The sequence below is a fragment of the Legionella qingyii genome, assembly GCF_003184185.1.
Genome location: NZ_QHJG01000014.1, coordinates 48,770 through 63,375, shown reverse-complemented (window position 1 = coordinate 63,375; position 14,606 = coordinate 48,770). Strand labels below are relative to the sequence as shown.

The following is a 14,606-nucleotide window of genomic DNA, read 5'->3' as shown; positions in this document are numbered from 1 at the left end:
AAAGAATGTTTTTATTTCAAATTACTGACTACAAAATCCCAATTAACCAAAGACCAGAATGCAGAGACATAGTCAGGACGTGCATTGCGGTAATCAATATAATATGCATGTTCCCATACATCGCACGTCAATAGCGCGGTTAAACCCTCGGTCATGGGCGTTCCTGCATTACTGGTGCTGATTATTTTTAAAGCGCCAGTACTATCTTGAACAAGCCATGCCCAGCCTGAACCAAAAGTAGATATTGCAGTTTTTGTAAACTCTTCTTTAAATGCACTGAATGAGCCAAAATGTTTGTTAATTGCTTCCGCTAACTTGCCTTGGGGCTCGCCACCACCATTAGGACTGAGGCAATGCCAGTAAAAGGTATGATTCCAAACTTGTGCCGCATTGTTAAATATGCCGCCATTTGACTTTTTGATGATCTCTTCCAGATCCATGGTTTCAAATTCAGTTCCTGGAATTAATTTATTTAAATTGGTGACGTAAGCTTGATGATGCTTGCCGTAATGATACTCTAATGTTTCACTGGAAATGTGAGGTTCTAACGCATTCTTGGCGTAAGGTAACTCAGGCAATGTAAATGTCATCCTAATCTCCTATTATTTTATTCGGTGCGCGTAAGTGTAGCAGGAAGGGCATGATATTCAATGAAGATTAATTATAATAAGAAAAAAAGCGGTTTTTAGCCTGGAATAATGAAAGTGCTTAAAAACAGAATCTACACGTGGTTTGCTGGTTATTATTAGGTCAAATGGAGCATTAGTTGGCTTTTAAACCAAGATCTGTTAATCTATTGTGCTAAAAATTTATTGGTTGCGGCTTTTATAGGTTTTCGCGATAATGAGCAATAATTAACTTATTATAAGGTGTTTGAGTGGATACTTTAGAAAAAATTAAAAAGCAAATAGCAGAAAATGCCATTCTGCTTTATATGAAAGGCACGCCGAAGATGCCACAATGTGGATTTTCTGCTCGTGCGGTACAATGCATCGAATCGTGTGGTGTCGATTTTGCCTATGTAGATGTTCTTGCTAATCCTGATATTCGCCAAACATTGCCACAGTACGCTGATTGGCCCACTTTTCCACAACTTTATGTGAAGGGAGAGTTAATCGGTGGTTCTGATATCATTGCTGAATTATTTCAACAAGGTGAATTAGAAACAATGCTGCGTGATGCAATTGCTGCATAATATAACGAGTTAATACCATAATAATAACGATAATGATGGAGATCATAGAATGAGCGTATTAGTGGGACGAAAAGCTCCTGATTTTACCGTAGCAGCTGTAATGCCTAACGGTGAGATTATGGATAAATTTAATTTACACGAGCATTTAAAAGGTAAGTATGGGCTCGTGTTCTTTTATCCTCTGGATTTTACTTTTGTATGTCCTTCTGAGTTAATTGCTTTAGACCATCGTATTGATGAGTTCAAAAGCCGTAATGTTGAAGTGGTTACTGTTTCAATTGATTCACACTTCACTCACAATGCATACAGAAATACCCCAATTAATAAGGGTGGTATTGGTCCAGTTCGATATGTTATGGCTGCTGATATGACTCATAGCATTTGCCAATCATATGGAGTTGAACATCCTGGTGCGGGTGTTGCATTCCGAGGTGCATTTATTATTGATACCAATGGCGTAGTTCGTTCACAAATCGTTAATGATTTGCCTATAGGTCGCAATATGGACGAAATTTTAAGAATCATTGATGCCGTTCAGCACTTTGAAGAAAATGGTGAAGTATGTCCTGCAGGCTGGCAAAAAGGTAAAGCAGGTATGAAAGCATCAACAGAAGGTGTTGCTGCTTATTTATCAGAGCATTCTGAATCATTGTAAAAATTGATCCCCGGGGACGCAAAGCGTCTTCCGGGAGATGAAGTGTTGAGATGAGTTATCAACACATCCTAGTATTGTTAAATTAGGTTATATTTCGCAAAATCTCCATTAAGTTTTTTGTTGTACTTTTTTCCAGATGTTGACCATATGACAAAATAAATCGGCGGTTTTTTCTGCATCATAAATCGCTGAATGTGCTTCCTGAGCATCAAAAGGAATTCCTGCTGCTTGAGCTGCTTTGGCTAATACGGTTTGCCCATATATGAGCCCGCCTAATGTAGCTGTATCGAAGCAAGTAAAGGCATGAAATGGTGATTTAACTCCTGTTCTTTTGATGGCTTCTTTTATAAACAATAAATCAAACCATGCATTATGGCCAACCAAGACAGCGCGCTGACATTGAGTTTCTTTAAGCGCAGTAAAAATGGGTTTAAATAGATTTTCCAAAGCGATTTTTTCATCCAGCGCAAAACGCAGAGGTTGGTAAGGATCTATTTGATTGAACTCCAGGGATTTTTGATCCAATTCAGCGCCAGGGAAAGGCAAAATATGTTCAAAATGACTTTTGCCACGATAAAAATTACCTTGTTCATCCATAAAAATTAATACGATGCACATTTCTAACAATGCGTTTTTGTATGGATCTATACCGGCTGTTTCTACATCAACGACGACAGGTAAGAAACCACGAAATCGTTCTTTTAAATTCATATAAAATACACTATCGCGTGGGCTCATGAATGCTCCATTGGATGGTTTCACCTGCAGCGATCGGAACAACTTGGTTTGAGCCTAAAGGCAGATAATCGGGTATAGTTTGTGGGGATTTAATGAGTTCAATGTGTTGTTGATTGATGGGTAGCTGATAGAACTCAGCACCAAAACGACTGAGAAAATGATTAAGTTGTTTTAACTGGTTCATTTCATCAAATACTTGTGTATATAGAGCGAGAGCAAAGGGAGCAGAATAAATTCCTGCACAACCACAGGCACTTTCTTTGGCACTTACGATATGAGGGGCGCTATCAGTTCCAGCAAAAAACTTCGGATTACCGCTACAGGCAGCATCCTGTAACGCCTTTTGATCTTTTTCATGCTTTAAAATAGGTAAACAATAATAATGGGGTCTCAGTCCGCCGGCCAGCAGTTTATTGCGGTTATATAATAAATGATGTGGAGTAATCGTTGCCGCAACTGTTGCTGGAGCATCTGTTACATATTCGACAGCAGCTTGTGTTGATATGTGTTCAAGGACTACTCTTAGTTTGGGAAAATTTCGGACGATTGGCTTTAAATACTCATCAATAAATAAGGACTCACGTTCAAAAATATCACTATGAGTAACTTCCCCATGAATTTGCAACGCCAGATTATTATTTTGTAACACTTCAAAAAGAGGATAAAGAGCTGTTAACGATTTTGCACCTGCTTCTGAATTGGTCGTTGCGCCTGCCGGGTAAAGTTTTGCACCGAGAACATAAGGAGTTTTTGCGGCTTGATGTAATTCTTCGGCACACACGGAATCATTAAGATAAAAAGTCATATAAGGCTCAAAAGTAGATCCTTTGGGTAGTGCTGTCAGAATTCTATTTCTGTATTCACCAAGGGATGACAATGTTGTTAAAGCCGGTTTAAGATTTGGCATTATTAATGCGCGAGCAAAATGCTTTGCACTATCTGCCACTGTGTGTTGCAACATCTCATTATCTCTAAGATGAACATGCCAATCGTCAGGGCGATTAATTATTAGCGTTTGCATAGTAAAGATTCCTGCGTTCTTGCCGATAATTAAGGATAACATGAAACAAGTAGCGAGAATGAGTAAAAGATGGCATTTGTGGATCACAAAGGACAATTTATGGCATGTATTGCGTTGAGCACGGTGCTTACAATAAATACTGCACATACAATGACGCAAGTTCATTTTGCAAATCCTTTAGGTGCAAAGGGATGGCGAGTCAGCCGTAATCCGATTCGCTGTGGATTGGCACTTACTATCCCTAATTATGGCATCGCATATTTTGAACAATATGCGGCACAACCTCCCCATTTTGTTTTACGGACGTGGGATGAAGTCCAGCAGTATTTACATGCTAAAATCATCATAAAATCGCCCAATTGGAAGCCAGATCGACCTTCTGTTTTTGCAGGAGAGCTAATGGTTAAGCCGGGTGAGTTTGGTATCTATCTAAGGCGCGATGCAAGTTTAAAGTTACTCACGTTCCTATCACAAGGCTACGAACCAAATTTCAGCTATCGATCTGAAACAGGGTTTAATACAACGGTTGCTTTATCACCCGTTGGATTTCAAAAGCCTTATTCCCGCTATCAAGAATGTATTGGAAATTTGTTACCGTTCGATTATCAGCAGATACGAGAAAGTGTCTTCCATTATAAAGAAGATAATAGCGAGTTGAGTGATGCAGATAAGGAACAATTACGTCGTATTGCACACTATGTAGAGGCAGATGCTCAAATAAATGAAATAAGAATCATTGGCTATGCTGATGCGAGTGGGCGAAAGGGTTATAACAACGCAGTATCTGAAAATAGGGCGCGAATGGTGCAAAAATATTTACTAAAACTTGGTGTACCTAAAAAAATGCTGCATGTGACTTGGGTGGGTGAACTGTACCCGGTAGCCAGAAATGATACCGATGCAGGTCGTGCAGCGAACCGAAGAGTGGTGATTACGCTAATAAAAAAATAGAGTTCGCTTGATTGTAATTAAGTCAAATAAATAAATTAAATTGCAAGATCATTAAATTTTAAAAAAGGTTGCAAGTTTTTATGGATGCTCTATATTAGTCATCCTCGGTACTCTGTTCTTGCATTTTTTAAGAAAGCGCAGAGGCCACATTTTTTTTAATAGGTAAAACCAAAGAACAGCCATGCTGCTCAAAAAAAACATCCAATGCGTAAAAAAAGCATATATACTTGAAAAATATTAATTTTTTTTAGTAAATCTTCTTGACTTATTCTACTCCACTGCTAATACTCACACTGTTGCATGCATCGACCTGAAGCGACGAAGGCATGCTAATGACAACTCCTAGTAGAGAGTTATCAATGAAATAGGAAACAATAATAATTTATGCGGAGACATAAGCATGTTAAGTTTAAAGAAAACTACTTTAGCAATTTTAGCTTTAGGCAGCAGTACATTATTTGCAGGTACCATGGGTCCAGTTTGTACCCCAGGTAACGTTACTGTTCCTTGCCCAAGTACTGGATGGAACATTGGCGGTCAAGCATTAGTTTTACAAACAATGACTGATAACAATGTTTCTTTGGATCTCAACATTGCTCCATCAGGCGTTTCTTTGAATACAGAACTAGACGCGCAATGGAACTGGGGCTTCCAAATTGAAGGTTCTTACCATTTCAATACTGGAAACGACATCACTTTAACTTGGTATCACTTAGATACTGGTTGGAACAACCATGAATTTACTCCTGCTATTGCCCCAGATGTATTAATTGGTTTTGGCCATAAAAACAGATGGGATGCAGTTAACGGTGAATTCGGTCAGTTCGTTGATTTCAGCGCGAACAAAAAAATCCGTTTCCATGGCGGTTTCCAATTTGCTAGCATTAAGAGAAGCATGCATGCATTTGGAACAGACTTCGATAATGGTGTTCCAGACTATACGCTTACATTTGAAGGAAACACTCAGTACAACGGTTTCGGACCACGTACTGGTATCGACATGAACTATGTATTCGGTAATGGTTTTGGTATTTATGCTAAAGCAGCTGGTGCATTGTTAGTTGGTTCACAAAAACATAGCTACAATGTTGATTTCATTGACCCAGATGGCTCTAATCCTGTTCTTCCTAATGTGTTCACCGTTGATATTAGCGGAACCAGAACAGCGATCGTTCCTGAATTAGAAGCTAAATTGGGTGCTAGCTATGATTATGCAATGGCACAAGGTGATTTGGTACTGGATGCTGGATACATGTGGTTTAACTACATTCATGCGTTAAATACAACCGTATTACCAGTTACAGCAACTGATTTCGCTGCTGCTGGCCCTTACTTTGGCTTGAAATATATAGGAAACATTTAATTCGCTATCATTTTAATAAATTTAATCGGTACTGTTGACTTTATGAAACTCCGGTTAGATAATTGAGCAAGGTACGCTCTCGGTATAGAGCGAATATGCGTACCGTTGCTAACAATTTAAATTGGTAACGAACGGAAATAATAATAAAAAGTGGAGATAAGCATGTTAAATTTGAAAAAAACAGCGTTAGCTGTTCTTGCTTTAGGTAGCAGTGCAGTATTCGCTGGTACCATGGGCCCAGTTTGCACCCCAGGTAACGTTACTGTTCCTTGCCCAAGTACTGGATGGAACATCGGTGGTCAAGCATTAGTTTTGCAAACAATGACTGATAACGATGTTACTTTGGACCTCAACATTGCTCCATCAGGCGTTTCTTTGAATACAGAACTAGACGCGCAATGGAACTGGGGCTTCCAAATTGAAGGTTCTTACCATTTCAACACTGGAAACGACATTACTTTAACTTGGTATCACTTAGATACTGGTTGGAACAACCATGAATTTACTCCTGCTATTGACCCAGATACATTAATTGGTTTTGGTCATAAAAACAGATGGGATGCAGTTAACGGTGAATTCGGTCAGTTCGTTGATTTCAGCGCGAACAAGAAAATCCGTTTCCATGGCGGTTTCCAATTTGCTAGCATCAAGAGAAGCGTCCATGCATTTGGAACAGACTTCGATAATGGTGTTCCAGACTTCACAGTTGGATTTGAAGGAAACACTCAATACAATGGTTTCGGACCACGTACTGGTATCGACATGAACTATGTATTCGGTAACGGTTTTGGTATTTACGCTAAAGCAGCTGGTGCATTGTTAGTTGGTTCACAAAAACACAGCTACAATGTTGACTTCGTTGATGCTGATGGTTCTGTTCCTGTTCTTCCAAATGTGTTCACTGTTGATATCAGCGGAACCAGAACAGCAATCGTTCCAGAATTAGAAGCTAAGTTAGGTGCTAACTACACTTATGCAATGGCACAAGGTGATTTAACTCTGGATGCTGGATACATGTGGTTTAACTACATCCATGCGTTAAACACAACCGTATTGCCAGTTACAGCAACTGACTTCGCTGCTGCTGGTCCTTACTTCGGTCTGAAGTATGTTGGAAACATTTAATTTCTTAATTGATTAAGATCTTATAAAAGCCCGTCATTAGTGATGGGCTTTTTTTTTCTAATGGAGTATTCATGTTTAAGAAAGTAAGTATAGCTGTATTGGGATTGGCCGCAGGTCTAGCTACTGCTGGCAGTATGGGCCCAGTTTGTACGCCAGGTAATGTTACAGTTCCATGCGTAACAAAACTCTGGGACTTTAGCGCTCAAGCGCTCTATTTAAGATCCATCTATGGTAGTGAGAAATCGATACAATACGGTACATTACCAGTAAATAAAGAAATAAAAAATGATTGGAACTGGGGATATTTTTTAGAAGGGTCATATCATTTTAACACCGGCAATGATATTTCCGTTAATTGGATGCACTTCAGTACCTCAACAGATCCTACAGAATTTTTCGGAGTTTTGAACATACCCGTAACAAGTTTACCACCTATTCCAGCGCCATTTGAATTCATTAGCCGCAATAGAATAGACCAGGTTAACGTAGTAATGGGACAACATACTGACATAAGTATGCGTAAGAAAATGCGTTTCTATGCCGGTATGCAATATGCAAATATCCAATCTACATCTACAAATTATTATATAACAGAATTCATTCCCGCTCTTGTGACAAATCCCTTTAGTAAATTCGACAATACTGAATATAAAGGTTTTGGACCGGTAGTTGGAATTGACTATGCATACAACATTACTGACTCACTAAGTGTCACTGCGAATGGAGGCGGCTCAGTTCTCTACGGAACTAATCGATATCATGCAGGTTTTGTAGTATCCCCTACAGAAGCAATTATTGAGCAAGTATCCTTCCGTAAAAGGGGTATTGTTCCAAGCTTGGAAGCAAAACTTGGTATAAATTATGCCCATTCTACACCTATAGGTCTTGCAAATATTCAAGCAGGTTATCAAGTAGTAAATTATTTTCACGTTTTGGAAGAACAGCCATTTCCCAATTTATTTGGTCCAACTCGCCCAGTTGACTATGGCGTTTTTGGTCCATATTTTGGCCTGAAGCTAATTGGAAATGCGTAAGCTAAACTGAATTGTAAATTGCTCAATGAAACCCATAGATTTTCTATGGGTTTTTTTTTAATCAAAGCCAGTTAAGTAACAAATTTTAAGCAAATTTGTGAAAAAGAAGCTAGCCACTCCTTGTTTACCAAGCTATAATTTTCTGCCTTTCCGATGTGGAAGTAAAAATAATGAACAGGAGTACCGCATGCAATATAAAAAAATCATATTGGCCCTAGTCTGTTTGTCATCGCCACTCTATGCGGAACATGATCAGCAGTTGCAACGTCAAATAGCTCGTTTACAAAAGCAAGCACAACAATTACAAACTCAATTAGATTCGCTACAAAAAGAACTGGTGGCTCAGAAAGTAACTCATTCGAGCAAGTCGACTAAAAAGGAGTCGAAAAAGCCAGGGCCTGTTGTTCATAAAAAGCATGAGAAGAAACATGAACAGCAAAAACATGAAAAAATGGTTAAGTATCATTCCTCAACTATAACGGTACATACACCTGAGGAACATCCAGAATCAATAGGGTTTTATCCAACTGCTTTAGTGGCAGAAAATCGAGTTGTAACCTATATTGCAGGAACACCGGTTGTAACTTCTCCTTATTTAGGGGACAGACCTGCTTTTGATGGATCGGATTATATTGTGAATATTTCAAGTATTAACCGAGATATCCGTTTGATGCAACAGCGTCGGAAATTATATAGAGCCTATCGAAATATGGGGTACCCGATTCCTGAAAGGCCAATCATTGCACTTAGTGGAAAAGCAGAGCCTGTTGGCATGATCAATAGTGATTATGTCGGTGGAACAAATGTTGATTTGACTTTAGGCTCTAGTGAGGTAGATGTTGCAGCTGCATTAAATCAAAATGTCGAGGCATATATCGCACTGGCCTATGATGAAAGTCCACCTGATGTTGGCCCAAGAATTAACAATTCAGCGTTTAACCTCAATATGGGCTTCGTGAATATCGGTAACCTGGATAAAACGCCCTTTTACTTTACTGCTGGGCAGTTGTATGTTCCTTTTGGACGTTATTCAAGTTCGATGATCAGTGCTCCGCTGACTTTAAATTTAGCCCGGACTAAAACAAGGCCTTTTATTATAGGTTATAAATCACAAGAAGATACCGGACCATTTGCAGCTACATACATTTATCGAAGTGATACTACCTTGGGGCGCGCTGGCGTAGGTGGCGCGAACTTAGGATATGTCTTTGCATTTAATGAAGTCACTGGTGAAATAGGCGCAAGTTACATCAGCTCTATTGATGATTCTGCTGGAATGCAAAATACTGGCGGTAACCCAGGAACTTTTGGCGGATTTGGATCGCTACTTAACGGAAATGAGCTCGTGCGCAAGACAGAAGCTATGGATGTGTATGGCAACATGGCTTATGACCGATTTAACTTTGCTGCTGAATGGGTTGGTACAATTGAATCATTTAGAGCACAGGATTTAAGTTTTAATGGACGCGGTGCAAAGCCACAGGCATTACAAACAGAAATTGATATGACGTTTAAGGCATTTAATCGACCTGCATCTATTGGCGTTGGTTATCAAAGAACTAAAGAGGCGCTTGCGTTAAACTTGCCAGAGCACCGCTTTATTGGCGTATTTAATATTTCAATCTGGAAAGATACTGTAGAAAGTATCGAATATCGACATGAAATTGATTACGGTTCCAATGATTTTGCCAATGGTGCTTCAGCTCCAGGATTTGTAAACGCACCCACAATAGGTACCGGTGGTACTGCGGATACTGTTTCTGCACAAATCGGGGTTTATTTCTAAAAAATTATTTTTGTACCCTGGGTGAACGCAACTCAGTAACCCAGGGTTTTAGCGCATAAAGATTCTTTGGATTGGCTCGCAACGCTTATCAACCCTACACATAAATTATTATCGATTATAATCCGTTGACTTCCTTCGTGTCGCAGCAATAAATAATTCAAATTGTGCTATCTTTTAACATATAGCGTATTTCATTAGGGAAGGGAGCATGTGTAAAGCGTACATCATGCCAAAGTCCATAGTCACGCCAACGGGTCGAATAATATTGTTATTACGATACAGTGTTCTGTTTATTTTGTTACTCATTTACACTTCATGTTCCTATGCGACTAAAGTGATTGAACTTAATATAAAAGGAACAATTGGACCTGCGACAGCAGATTATATTATTCGTAGTATCGATAATTCACAACATGCAGATTTAATCCTAATTACTATTGATACTCCTGGGGGACTTGATGAAGCAACCCGAACAATAGTTCAAAAATTTCTATCCTCTAATATTCCTATAGTGACTTATGTAAGCCCAAATGGTGCACGTGCGGCAAGCGCTGGTACTTATTTGCTTTATGCCAGTACTTTGGCGGCTATGGCTCCAGGAACGCAACTGGGAGCAGCGAGTCCGGTTAATTTAGCAGCAACAGGTTTCGGCGATGTGGCCAACTCAGATAAACAAACTACGATGGATAAAAAAATTACCAATGATGCTGTAGCCACAATACGGTCATTGGCTCAATTGAGAGGGCGTAATCCAGATTTTGCACAAAAAGCGGTTTTGAATGCTGAAACACTAACCGCTACAGAAGCTTTAAAGGAAGGTGTGATTAATTTCATTGCAAATGATGAGAAGGAATTACTGACCCAGTTGAACGGCGTATCAGTAATGCAAAACAATCAAAAAATAATACTTCATACCAATAATTCACAGACTGAACTCATTAAACCTGATTGGCGTACACGGTTTTTATCGATAATTACGGATCCAACAGTAGCTTATCTTCTTCTTTTACTGGGTATATACGGTATTTTTTTCGAGTTGGTTAATCCAGGACATTTATTTCCCGGAGTGATTGGTGCGATATCAATGTGTATCGCACTTTATGCGCTGCAATTATTACCGATTAACTATGCTGGTTTCTTTCTTATTATATTGGGAATAGCATTTATTATAGGAGAAGCATTTGTTCCTGCTTACGGTTCTCTGGGAGTAGGAGGAACTATTGCATTTATTATTGGTTCTATTATGTTAATTGATGCCGATAATCAAATGTATCATATTGCTTGGTCGGCAATAGGAGCAATGGCCTTTGTGAATATTCTCTTTTTTGTGATCATTCTCGGGATGGTGGTAAAAGCAAGGCGACAAAATGTAAAACATGGGTTAAGCGTTTTGATGGGAGCCAAAGGTCATACCCTTGGCAATGTAAATCTTGAAGGACAGGCAATGATTCGCGGTGAGATTTGGAGCGTGCACTCCAAACAGCCCATTGCAGCAAACACGCCAATAAAAGTAATCGGGACTTCAGGACTTAAATTGGAAATTGAAGAAGATTTGGGTAATCAAGGAGGTTAAAATGGGACCATTTTTAACGGTGATCATCGTAGCAATTTTAATACTTTTGATCTCGGCAGTTAAAGTCTTTCGAGAGTATGAGCGCGGTGTTGTATTTATGTTAGGACGGTTCTGGAAAGTTAAAGGGCCTGGTTTAGTGCTTATTATTCCAGTGATTCAACAGGTAGTACGGGTCGATTTACGTACTATAGTTATGGACGTTCCGAGCCAAGATGTGATCTCTAAAGATAACGTTTCAGTACGGGTCAATGCGGTCTTATATTTTCGAGTGGTGGTTCCAGAAAATGCAATTATCCAAGTAGAAAATTACTATGAAGCAACCAGTCAATTGGCGCAAACAACGCTTCGTTCAGTGTTAGGACAACATGAACTGGATGAAATGCTTTCTGAACGCGAGCGCTTAAATAGTGACGTACAAAAAATACTGGATTCACAAACCGATAACTGGGGCATTAAAGTGTCTAATGTCGAAATAAAACGTGTCGATTTGGATGAAAGCATGATCCGCGCAATTGCCAGACAAGCTGAAGCTGAGCGTGAACGACGTGCTAAAGTGATTCATGCTGAAGGAGAGTTACAAGCGTCAGATAAATTACTGCAAGCATCTCAAGTTTTGGCTCAACAACCCCAGGCTATGCAATTACGTTATTTGCAAACATTAGCCGCTATAGCGGGCAATAATAACTCTACCATTGTGTTCCCAATGCCAATAGAGCTGGGTGATTTCTTGGCCAATATGGCGACAAAAAAATCATAGCTTCAATTAGAACCATCTCCTGGGTGAAGGCAAAGCCGTACCCCAGGGCCTTAGCCCAAAGGTTATGAATCATTTGGCAAATATCAATACAATCTTTCGTTTATCCGACTTTTATGATAGAACACTCCTTTTGAAGAATTCATGAGGTTTTTATTGTGTCGATTAAATCAGATAGATGGATAGAAAAGATGGCGCTTGAACATGGAATGATATCTCCATTTCAACCAGGGCAAGTGCGTGAAAATGAAAATGGAAGAATTATTTCATATGGTGTGTCAAGCTATGGATATGACGTGCGTTGTGCGAATGAATTTAAAATTTTTACGAATATAAATTCTGCTATTGTGGATCCGAAAGCTTTTGATGAAAACAGCTTTGTCGATGTGCAGTCCGACGTATGTATTATTCCTCCCAACTCGTTTGCCTTAGCAAGAACTGTAGAGTATTTTCGAATTCCACGAAATATCCTGACTATCTGTCTTGGTAAGTCGACTTACGCACGTTGTGGGATTATCGTGAATGTGACACCTTTGGAGCCCGAGTGGGAAGGTCATGTGACTCTGGAGTTTTCAAATACTACCACATTACCCGCTAAAATTTATGCACATGAGGGTGTGGCACAAATGCTGTTTCTGGAGGCCTCTGAAGTTTGCGCTGTTTCATATCGTGATCGTGGTGGAAAATATCAGGGACAAACAGGGGTTACTTTGCCTCGCACATAACCTAGCGAATAGGCAATAAATTTTGTGGCTCGAAAGGTTGGTAAGCCATCGCCACAAAGCTAAATAATAACGGTAGTTCCCATGAAGGCGCAAACCTATTTCTTGGAAGGCACAGTCCTGCTATAAGAATAGGTCCCCGCCTTCGCGGGAATGATGAAGATCATTACCTTAATGGGGCTTCCCCATCTGAGGTTTGGACATAACGCTCCTGGTCCAGTGCTCAGATTAATATAAGATATAAAACAAACTTACCTTATTCTTCATCAGGTAATTTATATTTATCACGCGAGGCATCAACACGTTCACGTAATTCTTTTCCCGGCTTAAAGTGCGGACTATATTTGGCTTTAGTCACTACTTTTTCACCCGTTTTGGGATTATGCGCATTACGTGGCGGTCTGTAATGAAGAGAAAAACTGCCAAATCCCCGAATTTCTATTCTTTGATTTTTAATGAGTGCTTCACTCATTAATTCTAATATTCTATTTATGCCATCAGCCACTTGCTTTTCAGTAAGATGCGTCATTCGAGCAGCGATGTGTTCAATGAGTTCCGATTTGATCATACCCACCTCGTGTTGTCGCGTGTATCAAAGTCTGCAACCAATACAGATTAGGTGCTGACAATTGTCCCTTGTTTTATAAGTATAGACTGGGAAAAAAATTATTCAATATTTTCAAGACGGTTAGTCAAAAGTTGTTTTTCGTGTATGAATATAGGCGAAAACTACGCCCCAGCTCATTTCAACTTTGGTACGTGCTGTTACCATAAAATGAGTACAGGATAGTGCTTTGCTGGTTGTAATTACGGTATTCAGATGCGGTAGTTGATCCAGTTTAATACAGAGGTTTTCCCATATTGGACCAAAAAAGGCAGTGGAATTAATAAAAACAAGCGTTGCATCACTCAGATTCGCTTCAAGAAAATCACCTAAAATAAACTGAATCTTCTTTGCTTGTTCGGTGTAGTCCTTCATTGCTGCCAGTTGCTCGGCACGTTTGCATGCATCGAAGTAGAGTTGGGGAAATAATTCGACTCCAGCACTTTTGCGGACGGGGAAAACCATGCTGCACGCTAATACTGCTTTGCCTACTCCCGAACCTAAGTCATAGAATACGGTGTTTTCATCTGGGTTGGTTAAGGACAATAGTGCGATAAATGATAAAAACTCAATTTCTCCGTAAGCATATTCCATCGCATCATGGTTCTGGCGAGCATTCTGAGAAAGCAGAAAGCCGTTGGCATCTGTATAAATTTGGCGAAATGCTTGGGCGTGCTTTTGTAGATTTAATGATTTTTGCCAACGGTTCACACTGCTCTGTTTGCTTTTGCACTTAAAATGAAGAAGTAACGTTAAGAGTACAAGGAGCAAACAAACAAAATAAAGTGTCGAGTGACCCAAGAGTAAATCCTTAATTAAATGTGCAGCTAATTTTAGCTATTGCTCCGGAACCTTATAGAATAATACCAGCATCAGGACGTACGAAAAATCTCAAGGTCGAGGCAAAAAATGTTTTTAATGAGGGAGTTTAGATAGACTAAATGACCGAATTAAAAACATTTTTTAACAAAGAGATTGGGGTTTTTCGTAAGTCCTGAGTATATCTTATTAGCATAGTGAGAGGCTATGTGTTTCCACTTTAAGAGTAAGCAAGACATGCAATTGATTTTTCTTTGCGCCTACAT

General features: G+C 39.5%; 15 protein-coding genes. 10 read left to right on the top strand and 5 right to left on the bottom strand.

Annotated elements, in window-relative coordinates:
- Positions 1-11 precede the first annotated feature (11 nt).
- Positions 12-590 (bottom strand): superoxide dismutase [Fe], encoded by a 579-nt coding sequence (sodB, locus tag DGG96_RS09850; RefSeq protein ID WP_110142501.1) that lies wholly within the window; start codon positions 588-590, stop codon positions 12-14.
- Positions 591-877: 287 nt separating this feature from the next.
- On the opposite strand from sodB, the gene grxD reads away from it, so the two are divergent.
- Both grxD and DGG96_RS09840 read left to right on the top strand, forming a co-directional pair.
- Positions 878-1,195, top strand: a complete 318-nt coding sequence (gene grxD, locus DGG96_RS09845) for a Grx4 family monothiol glutaredoxin (protein WP_058469255.1) — start codon at positions 878-880, stop codon at positions 1,193-1,195.
- A gap of 49 nt (positions 1,196-1,244) precedes the next feature.
- A complete protein-coding gene (locus DGG96_RS09840) occupies positions 1,245-1,850 on the top strand; it encodes a peroxiredoxin (protein WP_110142500.1) in 606 nt (201 codons plus the stop codon).
- 108 nt (positions 1,851-1,958) lie between these two features.
- On the opposite strand, the gene rnt is transcribed toward DGG96_RS09840, so the two are convergent.
- Both rnt and pyrC read right to left on the bottom strand, forming a co-directional pair.
- Entirely contained in the window at positions 1,959-2,588 is a 630-nt protein-coding gene (gene rnt / locus DGG96_RS09835; protein ID WP_110142499.1) for a ribonuclease T, read from the bottom strand.
- On the bottom strand, positions 2,572-3,609 hold the full coding sequence (gene pyrC / locus DGG96_RS09830; protein WP_165831600.1) for a dihydroorotase: 1,038 nt from the start codon (positions 3,607-3,609) through the stop codon (positions 2,572-2,574). Before pyrC ends, rnt begins: the two co-directional genes overlap by 17 nt.
- 69 nt (positions 3,610-3,678) lie before the next feature.
- Here pyrC and DGG96_RS09825 point away from each other — a divergent pair, with 69 nt between their 5' ends.
- From DGG96_RS09825 to dcd, 8 genes are all read left to right on the top strand, one after another.
- The gene (locus DGG96_RS09825) at positions 3,679-4,560 is read left to right on the top strand and encodes an OmpA family protein (protein ID WP_110142497.1); all 882 of its coding nucleotides are present in this window, start codon (positions 3,679-3,681) and stop codon (positions 4,558-4,560) included.
- A 400-nt stretch (positions 4,561-4,960) separates the two neighbouring features.
- The gene (locus tag DGG96_RS09820) at positions 4,961-5,923 is read left to right on the top strand and encodes an Lpg1974 family pore-forming outer membrane protein (RefSeq protein ID WP_110142496.1); all 963 of its coding nucleotides are present in this window, start codon (positions 4,961-4,963) and stop codon (positions 5,921-5,923) included.
- 162 nt (positions 5,924-6,085) lie between these two features.
- A complete protein-coding gene (locus DGG96_RS09815) occupies positions 6,086-7,048 on the top strand; it encodes an Lpg1974 family pore-forming outer membrane protein (protein WP_110142495.1) in 963 nt (320 codons plus the stop codon).
- A 71-nt stretch (positions 7,049-7,119) separates the two neighbouring features.
- On the top strand, positions 7,120-8,082 hold the full coding sequence (locus DGG96_RS09810) for an Lpg1974 family pore-forming outer membrane protein (RefSeq protein WP_110142266.1): 963 nt from the start codon (positions 7,120-7,122) through the stop codon (positions 8,080-8,082).
- Positions 8,083-8,269: 187 nt separating this feature from the next.
- On the top strand, positions 8,270-9,868 hold the full coding sequence (locus DGG96_RS09805; RefSeq protein ID WP_110142265.1) for an LbtU family siderophore porin: 1,599 nt from the start codon (positions 8,270-8,272) through the stop codon (positions 9,866-9,868).
- Positions 9,869-10,076: 208 nt separating this feature from the next.
- Positions 10,077-11,441 (top strand): NfeD family protein, encoded by a 1,365-nt coding sequence (locus tag DGG96_RS09800; protein WP_407656322.1) that lies wholly within the window; start codon positions 10,077-10,079, stop codon positions 11,439-11,441.
- Position 11,442: 1 nt separating this feature from the next.
- Positions 11,443-12,198: a slipin family protein gene (locus DGG96_RS09795; protein ID WP_110142264.1), complete on the top strand. Its 756-nt coding sequence runs from the start codon at positions 11,443-11,445 to the stop codon at positions 12,196-12,198.
- Positions 12,199-12,353: 155 nt separating this feature from the next.
- A complete protein-coding gene (dcd, locus tag DGG96_RS09790; RefSeq protein WP_058468610.1) occupies positions 12,354-12,920 on the top strand; it encodes a dCTP deaminase in 567 nt (188 codons plus the stop codon).
- 253 nt (positions 12,921-13,173) lie between these two features.
- Here dcd and DGG96_RS09785 read toward each other — a convergent pair whose 3' ends face one another.
- Both DGG96_RS09785 and DGG96_RS09780 read right to left on the bottom strand, forming a co-directional pair.
- The gene (locus DGG96_RS09785) at positions 13,174-13,485 is read right to left on the bottom strand and encodes an integration host factor subunit beta (protein ID WP_058459016.1); all 312 of its coding nucleotides are present in this window, start codon (positions 13,483-13,485) and stop codon (positions 13,174-13,176) included.
- A gap of 120 nt (positions 13,486-13,605) precedes the next feature.
- Positions 13,606-14,322 (bottom strand): class I SAM-dependent methyltransferase, encoded by a 717-nt coding sequence (locus DGG96_RS09780; protein WP_110142263.1) that lies wholly within the window; start codon positions 14,320-14,322, stop codon positions 13,606-13,608.
- Positions 14,323-14,606 lie beyond the last annotated feature (284 nt).

Bases quoted from the DNA above. Each gene is read 5' to 3' on its own strand.
- sodB (WP_110142501.1), bottom strand. From the start codon at position 590: ATGACATTTACATTGCCTGAGTTACCTTACGCCAAGAATGCGTTAGAA.
- DGG96_RS09840 (WP_110142500.1), top strand. From the start codon at position 1,245: ATGAGCGTATTAGTGGGACGAAAAGCTCCTGATTTTACCGTAGCAGCT.
- rnt (WP_110142499.1), bottom strand. From the start codon at position 2,588: ATGAGCCCACGCGATAGTGTATTTTATATGAATTTAAAAGAACGATTT.
- pyrC (WP_165831600.1), bottom strand. From the start codon at position 3,609: ATGCAAACGCTAATAATTAATCGCCCTGACGATTGGCATGTTCATCTT.
- DGG96_RS09825 (WP_110142497.1), top strand. From the start codon at position 3,679: ATGGCATTTGTGGATCACAAAGGACAATTTATGGCATGTATTGCGTTG.
- DGG96_RS09820 (WP_110142496.1), top strand. From the start codon at position 4,961: ATGTTAAGTTTAAAGAAAACTACTTTAGCAATTTTAGCTTTAGGCAGC.
- DGG96_RS09815 (WP_110142495.1), top strand. From the start codon at position 6,086: ATGTTAAATTTGAAAAAAACAGCGTTAGCTGTTCTTGCTTTAGGTAGC.
- DGG96_RS09810 (WP_110142266.1), top strand. From the start codon at position 7,120: ATGTTTAAGAAAGTAAGTATAGCTGTATTGGGATTGGCCGCAGGTCTA.
- DGG96_RS09805 (WP_110142265.1), top strand. From the start codon at position 8,270: ATGCAATATAAAAAAATCATATTGGCCCTAGTCTGTTTGTCATCGCCA.
- DGG96_RS09800 (WP_407656322.1), top strand. From the start codon at position 10,077: ATGTGTAAAGCGTACATCATGCCAAAGTCCATAGTCACGCCAACGGGT.
- DGG96_RS09795 (WP_110142264.1), top strand. From the start codon at position 11,443: ATGGGACCATTTTTAACGGTGATCATCGTAGCAATTTTAATACTTTTG.
- DGG96_RS09785 (WP_058459016.1), bottom strand. From the start codon at position 13,485: ATGATCAAATCGGAACTCATTGAACACATCGCTGCTCGAATGACGCAT.